Below are 19,700 nucleotides of genomic sequence, written 5' to 3' on the forward strand. Positions count from 1 at the left end.
AGGTTCCCCCTGCGCACCGATTTATTTAGGAAATAACTTCCATTTTACCGCCAGTCGGAATGTTCGGATGATCGCTGTTTTCAACGATCACCAGATCATAACCGCCACCGTCTTTCAGGCGCCATTGCCCGCCAACCAACGGCGTTTTGGCCACGTTTTGGGTGGCAAACGGTGGCAACCCTGCGCCATCGAACGCGATGCGACCGACCATGGATGATAGTTGCGTCGCGGCAATGGCTGATGTCACGGCATCAACATCACGGCTGTCTTCCACGCGGCCCATCACATCCGCAGCCATTTCAAACAACGCATGCACAAAGCCAATGGGCTGGGTCCACTGCTTGCTGGTCGCCGCTGTGTACGCATTTGCCAAAACCCCTGCGGATTGGCCTGTCAGCGAAGACTTGAATGGATGGGACGGGGACCACCAAACCTCGGAACTGAGGTTGTGGCCTTGATCCCCTAATACTTCCACCGCTTGCGGAAACAGGATCGCTTTGCCAATGCTGGCCGCTTTTGGAGTGAATCCTTGCTGTTTGGCCTGCGTCCAGAAGGTTGTGAAATCAGGCGGGATCGGAACGCCTGTCACAATATCACAATTCGCCGCTTTGAACGCGTTGATCTGGGCGCTGAAGTCATCAGTCAGGTTCTGATATCGCCCCGTATCTGTCAGCGTGTACCCTTGCGCGGCCAACACTGGCGGAAAGCCAACATTTGGATCGCCCCAGGCATTGCCATCCCCATCATTCGGGAAAATCGCACCAACCGATTTATTGGTCTCCAACTGGTTCCACATGGCGGTGAACACGGAAATCACATCCTCCAACCCCCAAAAGAAATGAAAGCTGAAATCAAACGGTTGCCAGCTGCTCGGATCGCCAGGGTTGCCTTGCTGGCCAATGAAATAGGGTTGCCACGGGGCCACTGTCGAAATCACAGGGATTTCCTCGGCTTCACAGGTTGTCGCCACAGGGTTTGTTGTTTCGGGGGTGGAAGCCACCAACATCATGTCGATCTCATCGTCGATAATCAGCTCTTTTGCCACCTCTGCCGCGCGGTTTGGGTTGGATTGGCTGTCTTTGACGATAACCTCGAAATTTGCACCCGCTTCAGATTTCAGAAACCCATCAATGATGAAATTGTCTGCCTCTGAAAACGCTGCCAAGGGCCCAGATTGCGGGCTAACATAGCCCAAACGAATTTTCGCACCTTGTGCAAGGGCAGGGGCTGCAAGCGAACCTGCGGCAAGGGTTAAGCCCGATGCAGCACTGGTTTGGAGTAGTTTGCGGCGTGTAATCATGATGTCCTCCCTGACGTCAATTTGATTTATGGTATCGGTTGGTCGCCAGACCACGCCGCCTGCAACAGCAAACGGATGTCTGAACGGGTGACTGGATGTGGGTTTGGATAAGGTTTGGTCGTGGCAAGTTCCGCCGCACGATTCAGATCGCTTTCTTTCAGACCCAATTCTTTCAACGCCAATGGCGCGTTTAGCTTTTGGGCAAAGGCGTGCAGGGCCAAACCGGCATTCTCGCCGCCCAAAAGATCACAAATCGGCTGCAATTCGTCGCGTGCAGACCGCGCGTTATAGGCAATGGCATGCGGCAAAATAATCGCATGAGTTTGCGCATGGGGCAGATCAAACGACCCGCCCAAAGTATGGCACAGCTTGTGGTGCAACGACATGCCAACTTGCCCCAAAACCGTCCCACAGGCCCAAGCGCCACGTTGCGTTGCTTCGCGCGCGGCTAAATCTGTTGGGTTGACCAAAACCTCTGGCAGTTCTTCACTGAATGCGCGCAACCCATCAATGGCCATGGCTGTGGTTTCGCCCGTGCGGTTTGTTGCATAAAGAGCCTCCGCCGCATGGGCCATGGCATTCAACGCAGACGTAACTGTCATTGGTAAGGGCAGGGACGTCACCAGCTCTGGATCATATAAAATGACCTCTGGCAGAACACTTGGATGAGACAGCGTCGTCTTCTCGCCGTTCTCCGTTTGGCCAAGGATTGGCGTGGCTTCGCTGCCTGCATAGGTGGTTGGAATGGTGATTTGGGGCAGGTCACTGCGATACGCAATCGCTTTGCCAAGCCCAATGGTTGATCCGCCACCAATGGCCACCACACAGTCGGCTTTGGTTTCGTTTACATGGGCCATGGCTGCTTCGGTCACGCGCACAGGGGTGTGCATTTCGGCCTTGCAAAACACACCAGCAGCCAACGGTCCGAGCAATTCTGCCATTTCAAACGCTGCATCATTCTGCTCTGGCGTTGACAAAACCAGCGCCTGTGACGCGCCAAGACGGCGCACTTCGTCGGCGATGGTTTTTCTAATCGATGATCCAAACTGAACGCGAACAGCGGGCGTTGTTTGGGCGTTTGGATGGGGCATCCGGTTCCTCAGCGGCAGCTTCCAGATCAACTTACATCACTAAAAATGAACGGTTGATCCAAATATACGCATTTAATATAACATTAAGTTATGAAAATAGACCCCAATCACCTCCAAATTCTGTCAGCAATCATTGAATCAGGCGGTTTGAGCGAAGGAGCCGCCGCCCTTAACAAATCGCAACCCAGCGTATCGCGCACGGTTGCAGCACTAGAGGCACGGTTAGGGTTTCGCCTGTTTGAAAAGGGTAAACGGCCCTTGCGCCCCACCGAACTGTGCCTGTCATTGGCGGAACAAGGCCGCATCATCGCCCAAGCGGGGGAACGGGCAGGGCAGGCAGTCAACCAGTATTCAGGGGGTAAATCGGGCATGGCGCGCATCGCAGGCACGCCGATCTTTATGGATGGTGTGATTGCCAATATGATTGCGTCGTTTCAGGGGGCCTTTCCTCAAGTTACATTCCAACAGAGCTATGGATATCTTGATGATCTTGCAGAACAACTGAACGCGGGCCGTATCGACCTTGCCATTTGTCCTGTGCGCCCTGATGCCGTGCCTGAAAACCTAACATTTAAACCTTTGCTACGGGGACGAAATGTTATTGCCTGTTCGCCAGCGCACCCTTTGGCGCGCAAGTCTGCATTTAACCTCGAAGACATTTCCACTTTTCCGTGGATCGCGCCGCCCGCAGGCAGCCCGCTCTACGCTGATTTGCGTGCCGCGCTCGACACCATCGGCATTTCCGATTTCCGAGTGAGTTTTACCGGCGGTTCTCTTGCCTCAATCCTCAGCATCATTGCTGGCTCAGATTCCCTAACCGTTTTGCCCTATTCGGTTGTGTTCATGCAAAGTCACACCAACCTTGTCACGACGCTTCCGGTCAAACTGGAACATCCTGAACGCGCGCTCGGCCTTGTTTGGCACAAGGATCGCCCCATGCGCCCTGCGGTATCGCGGTTCCGTCGTTATCTTGAACACGAGTTTCAGGGCCTCGCCAACCAAATTGAACAAAAGGGCCGTGCCGCCGTTTGGCGGTCTTAAATCGTGATTCCGCCATCCACGCCAATGATTTGGCCTGTAATGTTGGACGCAAACGGGGAACACAAAAACACTGCCAGCGCTGCAATATCCTCTGGGCTTTGTGGTCGACCCATGGGCACAAGGTCGCGAATGCGCCCATCAAACACCTCTTGTGCTGTGCCCCCTTGCGCCCCGTCGGACGCAATAGCCATCACTTCGCCCAAATCCTCCCACAAAGGGGACCAAACGAAGCCTGGGGCAATAGCATTGACGCTGACCTTATCCTTAGCAAATTGCCGCGCCAGCACGCGGGTCAATCCATTGGCTGCAGATTTGGATACGGAGTAGGGCGGCATAAACGGGGCCGCGATAACGCCCGTGATCGACGTTACATTCACAATGTGGCCCTCACGTGCAATCAACCCATCGCGCAAAGCGCCCGCCCAAAAGGCGGCCCCTTTCACATTGGTTGCAAAGGTGCGATCCCAATCTTCTTCTGTATTGTCTGTAAACGGCTGGCCCGGACGTGACACCACTCCAGCATTGTTTACCAAATATCGCGGTGCGCCCATTTCGGTCGAAATGCGCTTGGCCGTTTCCACAACGCCTGCCTCATCCGCCACATCACAGGCGTATCCAGTGCCGCCAACTGCCTGCGCAACCCGCTGCGCCGCAGTGCCATCGATATCAACCACAGCCACCTGCGCCCCTGCTTGCGACAGCATCTCTGTCATGGCTGCGCCAATCCCGTTTCCGCCACCCGTCACAACGGCGACACCGTCCAAGGTTACACGCATCAGAAAAAGATCCCCAACGATTTCTGCGTCAAAACCGCATGATCCAGAATGATGGTCCGATCCACAATCTTCCAATCCGTGTCTTCATCGGCCCGCAACACATCCTTGCGTGTACCTGAAAACACCTCTTGATCCGTTTCCATGTGGGATCGGTAAATCAAAAACTTGGACGTCACGTGGGTAAGCCCGTCCTCTTGCCCGTCAACTTCAACGTTCGACACCATATGGTTCGTTCGCCCTGGTGGCGTTTCCGCCCATGCCCGCCCCGTAGCAAGGCGTTTCACACGGTTGCGCATGCTTTCAAAATCATCTTCAAAATGCGCAAGATGCCCACGTTCGGTCAGTTCAGACCCGATGCCCCGCCCAATACGATTAGACACAATCGGCATCCAATAACGCAAATCAGGAGCCATTAACCCGATCCATTTGTCAAACTCCAGATCGTCCAAATACCGTGCTTCGCGGCTGTAAAACTGGGTTATCGAAAACCAGATGTCTATGTTTCGGCTCATGCTGTTGCCCCCTGTACAACGGGTGCATCCCCGTCCATCAAGTGCGCCCACCGCGCATACAACTGGCGCTGGTTAATTTCGTTCTGAAATCCAGCCACGCGGCCCCGCATATCGGGGTGAATGGATGTCGGGTCTTCGATTTCATGGTCCATACCCATGGATAAGTTTTGCGTGAACTGTCGCCCCACATATCCACGGCTCGACAACGTCGATTGCACCCAGTTGTCCACATCGTCCTGTTCCCATGTACCCGACGTGCCGTGCCGTTGCAGATCATGAATGCGCACCATGTCACGGTGATCCTGGTCTGCCTTTTTGTCCACAAAACACCACGACCAGCCCTCGGTTTCATTCACACCACGTGGGTGCCAGACCCGCATATTCCCAGATTGCCAAAGCATCGAAAAATTCGGGAAAATGGACGCGTGCATCGGGCTGAGGTGCATACCGCGCAAATCCCCTAAACGCGCGTGTGTTTCAGGAAAACGATCCTGTTCATAGGCCAAAAACTCTGGCAGGGCCATTTCATAAACCTGTTCTTCGTTTTCTGCCCAGCGGGCCCCAAACCCATGTCCGTTGCCTGCATTGATCTGAAATCCCTCATAGCCATAGCCCTTTTTGCGCCGTGGCATGCCTTCAAATCCGCTCTCCCACGCAGAACCGTGGCTGACAGGGCCGTGGTAGCTGTCGCCGATAAAGTTATCGACGGGGAACTTCCAATTGCATTTGATCCGCCACTTATGGGTTCCGGGCAAAAACACGATTCCGCCTTCCCGCCGATCCACCGCCATATCCAAATACCACGCCATATCGCCAAGGTAATCCTCAAGCGATGGGGCAGAGGCATCAAACGTGGCAAAAATCATGCCCTTATAGCTGTCGATCTGGGCCACAGGAACCAACCCGTGGCTCTCCATATCCAGCTTTTCATGATAGACTTGTTTGTATCCAGGCACAGTTTTCAAATTGCCATTGTTGGCAAAGGTCCAACCGTGAAACGGACAGGTGAACATGCGTTGATTGCCACTGTCCGCACGGCACACCCGATTGCCACGATGTCGGCACATATTCAAAAACGCCCCGATCTGGCCACCCGAATGGCGCGTCACAATCACGGGGTCCTCGCCCATGTAAGCTGTGAAGAAATCATTTTCCTCTGGCAGTTGAGTTTCATGCCCAAGAAACAGCCAGCACCGCGCAAAAATCTGTTTCAACTCCTGCTGGTAAATCGCAGGGTCAGAAAAAATGCTCCGATTGATTTCACCCTTTGTCAGATCAATCAAATGATCAAAATGCGGATGTGCGCCCTGTTCCAAATCTTGGCTCCTTCGCTCTGGTGACGTGCTTTTTGCCAGTATGTCTTGTCTCAAGGACACGTGCCAAGCGGAAATTTGTCCCAATAATTTGTGATATTCCTCGCGCCCGTGGCACGATCAAATGAAATCGGTTCTTGCATCTCTACAGACACATTGGTTCAAAAGGCTATTCCAGCGACGGCTGAAGCAATGGATCACTGTGCGAAATTCTTGTGTGGCACATCCACACAACGCGCTTTGCTCCAAAGACGGGGAAGAATGCGATGAACGTATTATGGATTATGTGTGACCAACTGCGGTGGGATTATCTCAGCTGTTATGGGCATCCGCGTTTGCATACGCCCAACATTGATGCGCTTGCCAAGCGGGGCGTTCGATATGATCGTGCCTATGTACAATCCCCCGTGTGCGGTGCGTCACGTATGTCGAGCTATACGGGGCGCTATGTTCATGCCCATGGGGCCAGCTGGAACTTTGTGCCTATCAAAGCAGGGGAAATGACCATTGGCGATTATTTGCGCCCAATGGGGGTACGCTCCGTTCTGATCGGCAAAACCCATATGCGGGCTGATGCGATGGGCATGTCTCGGCTGGGCATTGATCCAACCAGCCCAATCGGTGTGCGCATTTCTGAATGCGGTTTTGACCCGTTTGAACGGGATGATGGTATCCACCCCTATTCGGGGCACGAACCCAATCCCCGCTACAATGATTATGCGCGCGAACAGGGCTTGGACGCCAAAAATCCGTGGGAAGAATATGCAAACGCGGCAGAAGGCGATGATGGCGATCTTTTATCTGGGTGGTTCCTGAAATACGCCGACCGCCCTGCGCGTGTTCCCGACCCATTGTCAGAAACACCCTACATCACCACACGCGCGATGGATTTTATCGACGATGCGATTGAAAATCACTCAGACCAGCCATGGGTGGCCCATGTCAGTTACATCAAACCACACTGGCCCTATATCGTTCCTGAACCTTACGCCAGCATGTATGGCCCCGATGACGTGCCACCCGCCAATCGGAGCGAAGCAGAACGCGAAGACGCGCACCCGATTTTTGAAGCTTTCATGGACCGCCGCGTCAGCAAATCTTTCTCGCGCGATGACGTGCGTGAAAGGGTCATTCCCGCTTATATGGGCCTGATCAAACAGATCGACGATCAAATGGGTCGCTTGTTTAAACACCTCGAAGATCGCGGCATTGCGGACGACACTATGATCGTGTTCACGTCTGATCACGGGGATTATCTGGGCGATCACTGGATGGGCGAAAAAGACCTGTTCCACGAAGAATCTCTGCGCATCCCCTTAATCATCTATGACCCCTCGTCAAAGGCGGATGCAACGCGCGGAACTCTAAATACGGATTTGGTCGAAGCAATTGATCTGGCGCCAACATTTCTGGAACTGTTCGACGGCACGCCCGTTCCACACATCATGGATGGGCATTCCCTCATGGATACGCTGCATGGCACGCGCAAAAAAGACCCGCGCCGCTATGTGATTTCGGAATACGACTACTCGTTTATTGAACCGCGCATTTCGCTGGATATGTCCGCTCGGGACTGCTGGTTGCGGATGATTTTTGATGGACGATACAAATATATCCATGCGGAAAAATTCCGCCCCATGCTTTATGATTTACAAGAAGACCCAAATGAACTGATCGATCTGGGCGATGATCCTGCCTACAGCGACATTCGCGCAGACCTGCACGAAGCCCTTTTTGAATGGGCCCGCAAACCCCGGCAACGCAACACGATTGCGGATGGCGCCATTGAAGGAACCGATATTCAAGATCGTATCGGGGAAAACGGTATCCTTATTGGGTATTGGGACGAAGAAGAGCTGAAAGACGCGATCAAAAATAAGTGGGGCAAACGACTGGCCAATGCCAATCCGCTGCTTGCCCCAACCCTAAATAAACTGCTGCGGCGCAACCAAGATAAGGAAAAGACATGAGCCTTAAACCCGGTATCCAACGCAAAGGCGAAGGCATTGATGGTGTCCATTGGAACATCATGGGACAAGTCTACACACCCAAATCCGTCACCGAAGATTGCTTCAGCTGGCACGCACTGCTGCCCCCTGAAACCTTTGTCCCCCCACATATCCATCCCACACAAGACGAATACATCCATGTGCTGTCTGGTGAACTAGATCTGGTTCTGGATGGCGAACACGTACACGCAAACACTGGGGATTTGGTCTGTATGCCCCGCGGCATCCCGCATGGTATTTTTAACAACACAGGCCACAACGTGAACTGCGTGTTCTGGGTGACGCCAACTGGTAAGTTGGTTGATCTGTTTCGCAAACTGCACAACATGTCTCGCCCAGACGAGGTCGTCGCCGTATCGCCAAATTACGAAGTGAATTTTTTGCCACCTCAACGGGCTGCTGACATCTTGGGGATGAAGTAACTCCTAACGAGGATGCACCATTTAACCGAGCCACTGTATCTACCTTGGCTTCCATCTATTGCCCTAAAACCGTGATCGGTTTTTCGGGACTGCGTTAGGAAACACTATGCTCGACCCTATCCAAGACTGGGATGACGCCTTTGCCAACATGGCGCATATTGCTGGATCAGAAAAACTGCCTCAAATGTGGACAGATCGCGCCGCCGCGTATCGCAGCGGAGGGGTGAAGATTGATGAAGATGTGCCTTATGGCGAACATCCCCGCGAAAAATTTGATCTGATCTGGCCAGACGGCACGCCAAAAGGATTGGTTGTGTTTATCCATGGCGGTTTTTGGATGCGCCTCGACAAATCCTTCTGGACCGACTTTGCCGAAGGCGCTCGCGCCAATGGCTGGGCGGTCTGTATGCCAAGCTACACCTTGGCCCCAGATGCCCGCATCAGCCATATGACAACCCAAATCGCCCGTGCGATTTCATGCGCCGCCGCCCAAGTTGCGGGCCCAATCCGGATCACAGGCCATTCCGCAGGGGGCCACCTGGCCAGCAGAATGATCTGCGATGACACGCCCTTGGACGCAGATGTTTTATCGCGGATCCAAGCCGTGCAATCCATCAGCGGCCTGCACGACCTCCGCCCATTGATGCACACGGCTATGAATGACGTGCTGCATCTGGACGAGGAGGAGGCCAAACTTGAAAGCGCAGCCTTGCATCGCCCTGTACGCGCCGTTCCTTATTGCTGTTATGTTGGGGGCGGGGAACGTCCAGAATTCATCCGACAATCAAAACTAATGGCGCAGATGTGGCAGGGGTTGGATATGCCAGCCCGCTGTGTCATCGACGGGGATCACAACCACTTCACGGTGATCGAAGGGCTCTGCCAGCCAGACAGCGCTATTACATTGAATTTGCTTGGAAAAGACTAGCTCCGGTGGATAATCACTTCGCCCTCGCAGCGCGAGATGATTGCCCATAGGCCCTAGGCAATATCGTCATTTTCATGCAGCGTGAACACCCGGTCAGGGTTTAACAGGTTCTTTGGGTCGAGCGCCCGTTTCATCCTACGCATTAACGCCATCTCTGCATCCGTGCGGTTTTGCCCGAGGTAACCCTTTTTCAACAGGCCAATTCCATGCTCCGCAGAAATGGACCCGCCAACCTCTGCCACATATCCATAAACGATGTCTTGAATTTGGTCGCGAGGTTGGGGGCCGTCATCGGTGGTTTTGGCAACCAGATGCAGATTCCCATCCGCCAAATGCCCCCCGATATACAGACGCACATTCCCTAATGCGGCTTGCAATCGCCTCAGCAATTCGTCTTCTAGGGTCTTCATATCATCCACGGCCAAACTGATATCAAATCCAACCGCTGGCTGTTGTTTGCCCATGGCTTCGGCCATGCCATCACGCACATCCCACAGCGCTGCAATTTCTGCATGTGATCGGGACACAACCGCATCCACGATCAAACCCCGCTCCATCGCCTGCTCCAAACAGGTTTCAAACTTGTCGTTATCCGTGGTCGGGTCCGACCCCATCATTTCCACCAACACATAAAACCCATGGCCCGCAGGGACGGGAGCTTTGACGCTCGCAACTTCGCGCAGGATCGCGTCATAGGTTTTCGACCAAACCACCTCAAACGCGCTCAAATCCGCACCAAGCCCCGCACGCATGTGAATCATCAAATCGGAGACGGCATCAAAACGATCCACCGCGCAAAACGCCACAACCTGCGTTTTTGGCTTTGGATACAGTCTCAAGGTTGCACGGGTGATCAGGCCAAGCGTGCCCTCACTGCCGATAAACATCTGCTTTAGGTCATAGCCCGTGTTGTTTTTTAAATACCCGTTTAAACTGTTGATCACCGTGCCATCGGCCAAAACAGCCTCCAACCCAAGGGTAAGGTCTCGTGTCATCCCGTAACGGATCACCCGATTTCCCCCCGCATTGGTGGACAGGTTGCCTCCAATTGTGGCCGACCCACGCGCTCCCAAATCCAGCGGATACACCATGTCCACAGCGTCCGCAGCCTCTTGAATGGTTTGTAACGCCACACCTGCCTGAACGGTGATCGTGCCTGCCTTGGGATCAATCTGCTCAATCTGGTTCATCCGCTCCAGCGAAACGGCAAATTCACCGTGCTGTGGCCGCGCACCCACCACTAAACCAGTCAGTCCTCCTTGCACCACAATCGGTTGCGTAGCGGCAAAACACTGGGACATCGCGCGTGACAATTCATCCGTAGAGGCTGGACGCATCACCACAGCGGGGCGCACATCACCAACACCGCGCGGATCGGTGTGATAGCGCGGATCAACATTCTCACCGATCAACAGCCCCGCATCCCCCAGAACGCTGCGCAGCTTTGAAATGAGTTGTGTGTCCAAGGGCTGCATCAAATCAATCCGCCTTGCGATAGATTGCGCCGCGCGCCCGCACGGGATCAAGCAGTGACAGATCGTTTGGTTCCTGTTCGTAACCATGAGGAAACGGCGCGCGCACCTCAATATCCAGCGCCCTCATAACCCGATCATCTCGGTAATAGCATTGTGCCACCAGAACCTGAATCATCTCGGCTTCGGTAGGGAAGGCATCCCGAAACGCCAATGCCCTTTGCAAGGTCACATCATGACCGCTGGTTAACGACGCCAATGCACCTGCCAATCTATCCCGCAAAGCGGCACCACTCGTCAAAATATCGCGAAAAATTACAGGATCGCTCGCACTTGGTTGATTATAATCTTTGCTGGCAGGGATGATATGGCCCACCAACGCCCGCAACGCGTTTTGCTCCTCAACGGAAAAGATGTTCATTTCTTCGGTGCTCATCTCGATCTCTCTCAATCAAACAAATTGGCAAGACGCTGTTTCATTTGATCTGCAATATACAGCGCCAGCGCCTGCAAGGTGCTCGTCGGGTTTACCCCGCCGCTGGTCACAAAAATACTGCCATCAACGATAAACAGATTGCGCACATCATGGGATCGCCCCCACGGATTCACAACTGATTGGGCGGGGTCCTTGCCCATCCGCGCTGTACCCAATTGATGCCACCCTGCCAGTTCAATTGGTGCTGCGGTTTCCACATGCCGCGCACCCGCGCTTTGCATCACCTCTGTCCCGCGCTCAATCGCATGGGCCATCATGGCTTTGCTGTTCTCGCTCAACGTATAGGAAATGCGCGGGGCAGGGATGCCGTTGCTGTCGGTCAGTTCAGGGTCGAGCGTGACGCAATTATGTTCTTCTGGCAGGTCTTCACAGATGGCAAACAGGCTTGTGACCCGATCTTGTAAACTGCGAAATGCGGCGTGGTGATCCGCGCCCCAAGGGATCACTCCCCACCCCATGCCCGCCATTGCCGTTCCTACAGGCCCCATGCCGCGCGATGTTTCAAACGTATAGCCGCGTACAAACCCACGGGTAGAATCGGTTTCGTAAAACTGCTGGCTCAGAATGCTTTTGTGTGGTCCGTTGTGCCCGTCTAGAGGGTCGTCGAACACGCCCTGAATACTGGCATAAGGATGAAACATCAGGTTCTTTCCCACCAAACCACTGCTGTTGGCCAGTCCATCAGGAAACAGTTTCGATGTGGAGTTTAACAGCAACCGTGGCGTGCCAATCCCATTGCTGGCTATCACCACCACATGAGCCGCCTGAAATTGTTCCACCCCGTTTTCATCAAAATACACCACGCCCGTCGCCATGCCGTCATCGCCAACCGACACTTCACGCACGCGGCATCCTGTGCGCAATTCCACACCCTTGCGCTGCGCCTCTGGCCAATAGGTGATATCCACAGACCCTTTCGCCCCCTGCGCACAGCCGCTGATACAGGCGCCCAGATTGATGCACTTGGCCCGACCCTCGTACTCTTTTGTGGCAATCGCCAAATCACAAGGCCACCAATGCCAGCCCCGCGCGTTGAACGCTTCACCGAGCTTGCGTCCAGATCGCCCCATCGGGGCTGGGGGCATCGGGGGTGACTTACCTTCTGGATAGGCAGGATCACCCGCCAAACCCGACACCCCCATCATGGTGTCATTCTCTGCGAAGAACGGTTCTAGAGTGGCGTAATCCACAGGCCAATCATCCGCGACCCCGTCCAAGCTGCGCAGTTTAAAATCCGATGGATGAAAACGCGGGAAATGCGCCGCGTATAAAACCGTACCACCTCCCACGCCGTTGAAATTGCTCACCTTGATTGGGGAAGCATCATCATTGATCGGGTAATCCGCGGCCGAATTGCGCTGGTTTGGACTCAACGCGAAATCTCCTAATCGGCGAGCTTCCCAATCTCGACCCGTGGTTGGAAACTGTTCAGGGTTCGGCGTTCCCCCTTGTTCAAAGCACACAATCCGCATCCGCGTATCGGCAAGGCTCCAGGCCACCGCCGCGCCCGACGCCCCTGCGCCGATAATCAAAACGTCCACTGAATCTTGTGCCATACTGGTCCCTCACGGCCCTTTAGCCACCCCCATCATGACGGCACTTAGACTGCACTGTCAAAATAAATGCCCCAGATAGATCCGCAAAATACGTAAGGTTCATTACCTGAACTTTGAACATTTGAATTGATGTTGCGATACCGACTTTGATAGTGTCCAATAGGATTTCCGCACAAAAACAAGACGAAAGACCCAACATTGGCCAACCAAGACACCGATACAGGCTGGAAGCTCAACTCTGAAACAGTTGCCGGCGTTTTTAAAGCAACTGTGCAAAACGCCCCCAACGCGCCTTATTGCAAAAGCACTGATTGCGCACTGACCTATGGACAGGCGGCAGGGGCGATACAAACGCTGGCGGATGAATTGCGCCCAAATGTGCAAGGTCGGCCTGTTGCTATTATTCTCCCGAATTCCAGCGCGTTCTTCATTGCCTATTTTGCGATCCTTTTTGCAGGGGGAAAACCCGCTTTGATCAATCACGGGCATCCCGAAGCCACGTTGACGAAACTGCTCAGCGATTTGAACGCTGCCGTAGTGATATCAGATCGCAACCTCGGCGGAACGCGCACACGAATTTTGCAAGATGCGGACCTTCAGGGCATGATTAAACCTGTTGATCTCGACGCGCTTGTTGATGAAGGCACGGCACAAGACATCGCCGCCATTCTGTATTCAGGCGGCACGACTGGTTTGCCAAAACAGGTGCCCCATACCAATGCGTCGATTGTGGCAACAATGGAACTCGGCGATTGGGGCTGGCGCACTGCAGAGGCGGAAATCTGGCTCCCTGTGGCTCCGTTTACGCATATTTATGGCTTTCTGATGGGCCTGACCAATCCGATCATCAATGCAGGCGCAGTTGTGATCCCTGAACGGTTTCAACCAGATTTGATCGTAGACATGTTGCTCGAAGAAAACGTTACGATTTTTGGTGGCGGCCCCCCAGCAATTTACCAAGGGATTATGGCGTCGACCAAATTCGCATCAACAAAGTTCCCGAATTTGCGCATCTGCCCAGGGGGTGGGGCGCCGTTCCCGCTGGATGTCCATCGCCGCTGGGAAGCCGCCACAGGCCTGAAAATCTACGAAGGCTATGGCATGACCGAAATCGCACCAATTTCGATCAATACTGAAGCCTACGGTGTAAAGCCCGGCTCGGCTGGCAAAGCCGTGCCTGGCTCCGTGATCGAAATCGTTGATCTGGAAACAGGCGACACGGTTTTGCCCACGGGGGAAGCGGGGGAAATCCGCACCAAAGGGCCACATATGATGACAGGCTATACGGGCAACCCCGAAGAAACGGCAATCGCTCTACGCCACGGCTATGTCTACACGGGTGATATCGGCACGCTCGATGACGAAGGCTTCCTCACGATCACGGATCGCAAAAAGAACGTCATTTTTGTGGGTGGTTTCAATGTCTTCCCCCGCGAAGTGGAAGAGTTGTTGCTCACCCATCCCGCCATTTCAGGGGCCTGCGTTGTTGCAAAAGCAGACGAGCGCAAAGGCGAATTGCCCGTAGCCTTTGTCACGCTGCGCTCGGACGCAAACCCTAGCGAAATCGCCGCGTTCTGCGACGAGAATCTCATCGCCTACAAACGTCCGACGGCAGTCAATATCCTGCCCGAAATGCCGCTGACCGCGGCAGGCAAGGTGGATCGCGCAAAACTGCAAAACAGCCTCAAGGTCGAAGGGTAACACGCAATGGAACCCAGAATCGAAAAGATCAAAAACGGTCTTGCGCTACCTGCTATTTGTGCGCCTATGTTTCTTGTGTCCAACCCAGAAACCGTGATCGCTGCGTGCAAAGCAGGTGTTATGGGCTCTTTCCCAGGTCCCAATGCCCGCACCAGCGATGATCTGCGCAATTGGTTGACCCAAATCACTCAAAACATCGGCCCTGATGATGCGCCTTGGGCGTTTAATATGATCACCCACACCAGCTATGGCCGCTTTGACGAAGAGATCGCGCTGGTTGAAGAATTCAAACCTGACTTGGTTATCACGGCATTGGGTGGCCCACACCGCGTAACGCAACAGGTTCACAATTACGGCGGTCTGGTTTTTGCCGATGTAACATCCCCAAAATTCGCCCGCAAAGCGCTCGACAAAGGGGCAGATGGTTTGGTTTTGGTCTGTTCAGGGGCAGGGGGGCACACAGGCGAATACGCCATGTTGCCTTTTGTCGAAGAAGTCCGCAGCTTTTTCGATGGACCATTGATCGTTGGTGGTGGCATCGGCACAGGCCGCGCCATTCGCGCGGTTGAAAACCTTGGCGTGGATTTCGCCTATCTCGGCACACGGTTTCTGGCCACACAGGAAACCATGATCAATCAAGCCTACCGCGAAATGGTTTGGAACAGCACGATGGAAGACCTTATCGCATCCCGCGCGATAACAGGAGCGCTTGGAAATTGGATGCGCGGCAGCATCGAAGCCGCGGGGATTTCGATTGAAGATATGCAAAACGCTGCCAAATTGGATTTCTCGGGCGACATGCACGAAGGATCAAAAGCATGGAAACATGTCTGGAGCGCGGGACAAGGGGTTGGCGCAATCACCCAGCCTGAAACCATCGCAGACGTTGTCGCCACTCTCATCGCAGAGTACACTCAAGCCGTTGCGGATCAACGCAATGGCAGTCGCTATCTGTAAAATTAGCCAAAGACGGATCGAAGAAAATGAGCATCAGCACCGAAGAAACGGCCATCATCACATCCATTTTGCAACATACTGAAGATGGTACGACGGATATGCAGCCCGAACTGATGCGCAATCCTGTCACCACCTACACAGACCCTGATGTGCTGGCCCGCGAGGTTGAAACGCTGTTTCGCAAGTTTCCGATTATTCTGGGCCACAGCGAACAACTGCCCGAAGCAGGTTCCTATTTCACCAACGATGATCTTGGCCTGCCCATTCTGGTCACGCGCAACAACGAAGGCGAGGTCAAAGCCTTCATGAACGTCTGCCGCCATCGCGGCGCCCGCCTCACAGACAGCGAATGCGGGAAATCCAGAACCTTTTCTTGCCCCTATCACAAATGGACATACGATCTGAACGGCAACCTGCGCGGCTTGCCACAGGCTGCAGGGTTTGGCGATATCGACAAAAAGGCGCTGGGCCTTGTGGCACTTCCTGCTTTTGAACGATTTGGCCTGATCTGGGTGCGTCCTTCTGTTGGCGATGCCCCACTGGATCTGGATGCTTGGATCGCCCCAATGGCCGAACAGTTGTCCTCACTCGGCCTTGAAAACCACACGATTTTCAAATCTTGGTCGTTGGACCGCAAAATGAACTGGCATTTGGCGCTCGAAGGGTTCCAAGAATCCTACCATTTCTGCGGCGCGCACGAACACACCGCCTGTTCCGCTTACCTCGACAATCAAAGTGTGTGGACAGATAAATACCCCCACGTGCGCCATTCTGTGCCTTTGCCAACAGTTGTGGAACTGAAAGACAAAGCGCCCGAAGACTGGGTGCATCGCCCCTATTTCATGACGCAAAATTACGTGTTTCCCTGTAATTACGTGCAGGTCATGACGGATCATGTCTACATTCACACGATCATCCCAACGGGCGTGGATACCTGTATCTTCAAATGTATGATGCTGATCCCCGAAGCCCCGCAAACTGAAAAAGCGCAGAACTATTGGGAAAAGAATTACAACGTTATTCGCACCGTCTTTAACGAAGATTTTGAAATCGGCGAGAACATCCAAAAGGGGTTAAGCACAGGGGCAAACACTGAATTCCTGTTTGGTCGCTATGAAATTGGCCTGCACCTTGGAACCAAAGCCATTCATGATGCTCTGGAAGGGCGATTAACAGCCTAACCCATGCCTTAAAACGCCTCTGCCGCCGTGCGCAATGCCTCTAAAAAGGCGGCACTGGCGGGGGACAGGGATTCAGCCCCTCGATGGGACACACCAACCGATCCCGCTCCAAACGGCACGTCCCAATCAATCCGCGTTAACAACCCGTTCTCCAGATCAAGCGATGGCACATGTTCTGGCATCAGGCCGATAAATTCATGCGCGCGCAGCAATGCGCGATTGGTCAGAAACGAAACGGATTCTATCGCGATGGCGGGGGCATATTGATCCTGCTTGATGAAATACTGATCCACTTGCCGCCGCAAGGTGGTTTCAACAGGGGGCAAAATCCAAGTTGATGGCTTCAAATCATCAAAGGTTACACCCGTTTTTCCCGCCAAAGGATGCTGCGGACCAGCGACCGCTAGCACCTTTTCACTAAACAGCTTTTCCTGCACGATTTTTGACCGGTGCCGCAGGTTTGGCAGTCGGCCCAACACCATGTCGATCTCCCCTGACAGCAAGGCAGGCATCAACGCATCATTTGTGCCTTCGATCACCTTGACCATCACATTGGGTCGTGTGCGCAACACTGTTTCAATCGCTTGTGGCAACAATGACGAAGACGCCGCCAGCAACGTGCCAATCACCACCCGCCCACTGTTGCCTTGGTTCAGATCATCCAATTCCTGCGCCGCGTGGGACACTTGCGCAAAGATCAGCTTTCCATGACGAATAAGGGATTCTCCAAAAACCGTGGGAATCGCGCCGCGGTTGGTGCGGCGAAACAATTTAACCTCAAAATCTAGCTCCAGCTCTTGGATCATCTTTGTCGCCGCTGGCTGTGAAATCCCCAAATCTGCCGCCGCACTCTGGATATTGCCGTGTTGCCCAACTGCGATCAGCAATCGTAACTGACGCAGCTTCAGCCGTGTTAACGCGCGTTCGACAATGCGGGAATGTTGGTTTGCCATCCGTTAATCCTAAACTGAAATCGCCGCACGTTCGCGCAGAACACTGGCAACCACGCTCATCGCCGCCAGCGCCGAACTGCGCGGATTGTCGGGCAGGGGGTTGCCTTGGATTTGAAAGCTAAAGCTGCCAAAAGCACCCCTTGCATGGATTTCGTGAATATTGGCCGTGACCGCTGGGTCCGCCAACAGCCGAACTTTGGTTTGATCAAATCCCGTGCCTGCCATCGCCACCGCCGCTGCCACATTGGCGTTCTTTGGGTATTCCAGCGCTGCCTGTCGGGCGGTTCCTGAAAAATGCTCTGTGGCCGTTGTCAGCGCGGCAAGGTCCAACTTGCCCTCAGCAGGGGACCCTTTCCACCCCATCGGCGGTTTGCGCCCCACATATGTGACCTCATCCAGCCCGCCGACCCGCGCACTTTGCAAACAATCGAGCGCCCCAATAGCACCACTTGCCAGCACCAAACGCGCACCACTCGACTGGGCCGCGCGTTCTAGGGTATCCAGTAAATCAGGATCCGCCAACGCCCCCACAGACACAGTAACCAAATCAAATCCACGCTGCAAAACAGCGGGCCCATGTTCGACCAATGCCGAGTGCCCCGCACAATCAATCACCAAATCCAGATCAGATGGCAAATCATTCACCGATGCTACTTTTTGTGCCGCCGCCCCTTCATTCAGTCGCGCCGCGCGAACCAGCGTCACCACAGGTGCCAATCCTAGCCCAGACAAGGTTTCGCGGACATATTGCCCAATTGCGCCTTCGCCGATCAGTCCAATTTTCATTCACAGAGTCCTTTTTTCGTCATCATTATCTGAATTGGTTTCCATTGGATATACCATTTACGAATATCCAAATTGGCACGATTGCGCTGGATTTTATGCCCGCACTTTGGTGTTAACCACGCAAAGTCCGCGATATTTGCGGCCCATCAGGGGAAACGCCATGAAATACGAAAAACACCAAGCCAAAGAATATTCACGTGACACAATGCGCGGAATTTGGGCCGCTGCGTTGAACCCCTTTGACGATCAGCACAATTTTGACGAGGCAGGCTTGCGCAAAAACATCCGCCACTGGATTGATGATCTGGGCATTCAAGGATTGTTTGTTGCGGGCAAACAGGGCGAATTCTGGTCCATGTCTTTGCAGGAGCGCAAAAACAACATGACCATCGCCGCCAATGAATGCGGCGACAAAGCGGGCACGATCATGTCCATCTCGGATCAAAACGTAGAAACCGTTCTGGAATTGGGTCGCCACGCACAGGACTGCGGCGCGGACTATGTTGTTGTCCATGCACCCATGCTCAGCTTTTGTCATGACCGCGATGAGGTTTTGTACAACTATTACAAATACCTATGTGATCGTTTGGACATCGGTATCGCCATGTGGAGCCACCCCGACAGTGGTTACTTGATGGAGCCTGAAACTTGCGCACGGATCGCAGAACTGCCAAACATCATGGCCGTGAAATACTCCGTACCGCGCGACATGTACAAACGCTTGACCGAAATGGCAGGGGACAAAATTCTGGTCTCCACATCCGCTGAACCCGATTGGCTGGACAATATAGAAGAGCTGGGATGGCAGTTGTACCTGTGTTCTTCGCCGCCCTATCAAATTCAAACCGCAAATGATTTGCGCATGCACGAATACACTGAATTGGCTTTTGCTGGGAAATTCGATCAAGCGCGTAAGGTTCGCGACAGCCTTGACCCCGTACGAGACGCCATTTTGCGCTCAAAACCAGCGGGTAAACCAACGGCTCACGGCAAATACTGGCAAACGCTGCTGGGGCAGGTGGGCGGCACAGTGCGCCATCCAATGCTAGAACTGACAGAGGCCGAAAAATCCGACGTGCGCGCCGCCTTTGAAACCTGTGGACTAAAGCTTTGATCGCTGATTTGGCTATTCACTTTCCAAATAGCCAAATTTAGCAATATTGTTTGCAATTATAACCATTGCTGGCGACACTTTGGATAAAACGG

General features: G+C 53.7%; 18 protein-coding genes. 8 read left to right on the forward strand and 10 right to left on the reverse strand.

All coding sequences use genetic code 11. The features are described from left to right. Positions 1–25: 25 nt before the first annotated feature. Together QBD29_RS07675 and QBD29_RS07680 are read right to left on the reverse strand one after the other, a co-directional pair. Entirely contained in the window at positions 26–1,300 is a 1,275-nt protein-coding gene (locus QBD29_RS07675; protein WP_280100715.1) for an ABC transporter substrate-binding protein, read from the reverse strand. Between the two features lie 26 nt (positions 1,301–1,326). Then, positions 1,327–2,391, reverse strand: a complete 1,065-nt coding sequence (locus QBD29_RS07680; RefSeq protein ID WP_280100716.1) for a maleylacetate reductase — start codon at positions 2,389–2,391, stop codon at positions 1,327–1,329. A 90-nt stretch (positions 2,392–2,481) separates the two neighbouring features. Here QBD29_RS07680 and QBD29_RS07685 point away from each other — a divergent pair, with 90 nt between their 5' ends. After that, positions 2,482–3,432 (forward strand): LysR family transcriptional regulator, encoded by a 951-nt coding sequence (locus QBD29_RS07685; RefSeq protein ID WP_280100717.1) that lies wholly within the window; start codon positions 2,482–2,484, stop codon positions 3,430–3,432. Here QBD29_RS07685 and QBD29_RS07690 read toward each other — a convergent pair. From QBD29_RS07690 to QBD29_RS07700, 3 genes are read right to left on the reverse strand one after another with little or no spacing between them, the layout of a single operon-like run. Further along, the gene (locus QBD29_RS07690; protein WP_280100718.1) at positions 3,429–4,208 is read right to left on the reverse strand and encodes an SDR family oxidoreductase; all 780 of its coding nucleotides are present in this window, start codon (positions 4,206–4,208) and stop codon (positions 3,429–3,431) included. The two genes, QBD29_RS07685 and QBD29_RS07690, sit on opposite strands and share 4 nt — an antisense overlap. Next, positions 4,208–4,720: an aromatic-ring-hydroxylating dioxygenase subunit beta gene (locus QBD29_RS07695; protein ID WP_280100719.1), complete on the reverse strand. Its 513-nt coding sequence runs from the start codon at positions 4,718–4,720 to the stop codon at positions 4,208–4,210. The genes QBD29_RS07690 and QBD29_RS07695 overlap by 1 nt, the downstream gene beginning before the upstream one ends. Then, positions 4,717–6,036, reverse strand: coding sequence for an SRPBCC family protein (locus tag QBD29_RS07700; RefSeq protein ID WP_280100720.1), 1,320 nt, complete (start codon positions 6,034–6,036; stop codon positions 4,717–4,719). The genes QBD29_RS07695 and QBD29_RS07700 overlap by 4 nt, the downstream gene beginning before the upstream one ends. Before the next feature lie 263 nt (positions 6,037–6,299). On the opposite strand from QBD29_RS07700, the gene QBD29_RS07705 reads away from it, so the two are divergent. The 3 genes from QBD29_RS07705 to QBD29_RS07715 all read left to right on the forward strand — a co-directional run bounded on the left by QBD29_RS07705 (position 6,300) and on the right by QBD29_RS07715 (position 9,392). Continuing rightward, a complete protein-coding gene (locus QBD29_RS07705; RefSeq protein WP_280100721.1) occupies positions 6,300–8,003 on the forward strand; it encodes an alkaline phosphatase family protein in 1,704 nt (567 codons plus the stop codon). Further along, positions 8,000–8,464, forward strand: a complete 465-nt coding sequence (locus tag QBD29_RS07710; protein ID WP_280100722.1) for a cupin domain-containing protein — start codon at positions 8,000–8,002, stop codon at positions 8,462–8,464. The genes QBD29_RS07705 and QBD29_RS07710 overlap by 4 nt, the downstream gene beginning before the upstream one ends. A 106-nt stretch (positions 8,465–8,570) precedes the next feature. Next, on the forward strand, positions 8,571–9,392 hold the full coding sequence (locus QBD29_RS07715; protein ID WP_280100723.1) for an alpha/beta hydrolase: 822 nt from the start codon (positions 8,571–8,573) through the stop codon (positions 9,390–9,392). Positions 9,393–9,445: 53 nt separating this feature from the next. Here the strand turns inward: QBD29_RS07715 and QBD29_RS07720 are convergent, their stop codons facing one another. From QBD29_RS07720 to QBD29_RS07730, 3 genes are read right to left on the reverse strand one after another with little or no spacing between them, the layout of a single operon-like run. Beyond that, the gene (locus QBD29_RS07720) at positions 9,446–10,867 is read right to left on the reverse strand and encodes an FAD-binding oxidoreductase (protein WP_280100938.1); all 1,422 of its coding nucleotides are present in this window, start codon (positions 10,865–10,867) and stop codon (positions 9,446–9,448) included. A gap of 4 nt (positions 10,868–10,871) precedes the next feature. After that, entirely contained in the window at positions 10,872–11,300 is a 429-nt protein-coding gene (locus QBD29_RS07725) for a hypothetical protein (protein WP_280100724.1), read from the reverse strand. An 11-nt stretch (positions 11,301–11,311) separates the two neighbouring features. Beyond that, positions 11,312–12,916 carry a GMC family oxidoreductase gene (locus QBD29_RS07730; protein WP_280100725.1) on the reverse strand — a complete coding sequence of 535 codons (1,605 nt, stop codon included), beginning with the start codon at positions 12,914–12,916 and terminating at the stop codon, positions 11,312–11,314. A gap of 198 nt (positions 12,917–13,114) precedes the next feature. Here QBD29_RS07730 and QBD29_RS07735 point away from each other — a divergent pair, with 198 nt between their 5' ends. Genes QBD29_RS07735 through QBD29_RS07745 form a run of 3 tightly spaced genes read left to right on the forward strand, consistent with a single transcriptional unit; the run spans position 13,115 to position 16,755 of the window. After that, a complete protein-coding gene (locus QBD29_RS07735; protein WP_280100726.1) occupies positions 13,115–14,617 on the forward strand; it encodes an AMP-binding protein in 1,503 nt (500 codons plus the stop codon). Between the two features lie 6 nt (positions 14,618–14,623). Continuing rightward, entirely contained in the window at positions 14,624–15,574 is a 951-nt protein-coding gene (locus QBD29_RS07740) for a nitronate monooxygenase (protein WP_280100727.1), read from the forward strand. A gap of 26 nt (positions 15,575–15,600) precedes the next feature. Beyond that, positions 15,601–16,755, forward strand: coding sequence for an SRPBCC family protein (locus tag QBD29_RS07745; protein WP_280100728.1), 1,155 nt, complete (start codon positions 15,601–15,603; stop codon positions 16,753–16,755). 8 nt (positions 16,756–16,763) lie between these two features. On the opposite strand, the gene QBD29_RS07750 is transcribed toward QBD29_RS07745, so the two are convergent. Continuing rightward, positions 16,764–17,708, reverse strand: a complete 945-nt coding sequence (locus QBD29_RS07750) for a LysR substrate-binding domain-containing protein (RefSeq protein ID WP_280100729.1) — start codon at positions 17,706–17,708, stop codon at positions 16,764–16,766. A gap of 9 nt (positions 17,709–17,717) precedes the next feature. Next, complete coding sequence (locus tag QBD29_RS07755) at positions 17,718–18,494, reverse strand: aspartate dehydrogenase (protein WP_280100730.1); 777 nt, start codon at positions 18,492–18,494, stop codon at positions 17,718–17,720. A gap of 160 nt (positions 18,495–18,654) precedes the next feature. On the opposite strand from QBD29_RS07755, the gene QBD29_RS07760 reads away from it, so the two are divergent. Next, positions 18,655–19,608, forward strand: coding sequence for a dihydrodipicolinate synthase family protein (locus QBD29_RS07760; RefSeq protein ID WP_280100731.1), 954 nt, complete (start codon positions 18,655–18,657; stop codon positions 19,606–19,608). Positions 19,609–19,700: the final 92 nt, after the last annotated feature.

Source organism: Amylibacter sp. IMCC11727 (assembly GCF_029854195.1).
Classification (GTDB): domain Bacteria; phylum Pseudomonadota; class Alphaproteobacteria; order Rhodobacterales; family Rhodobacteraceae; genus Amylibacter.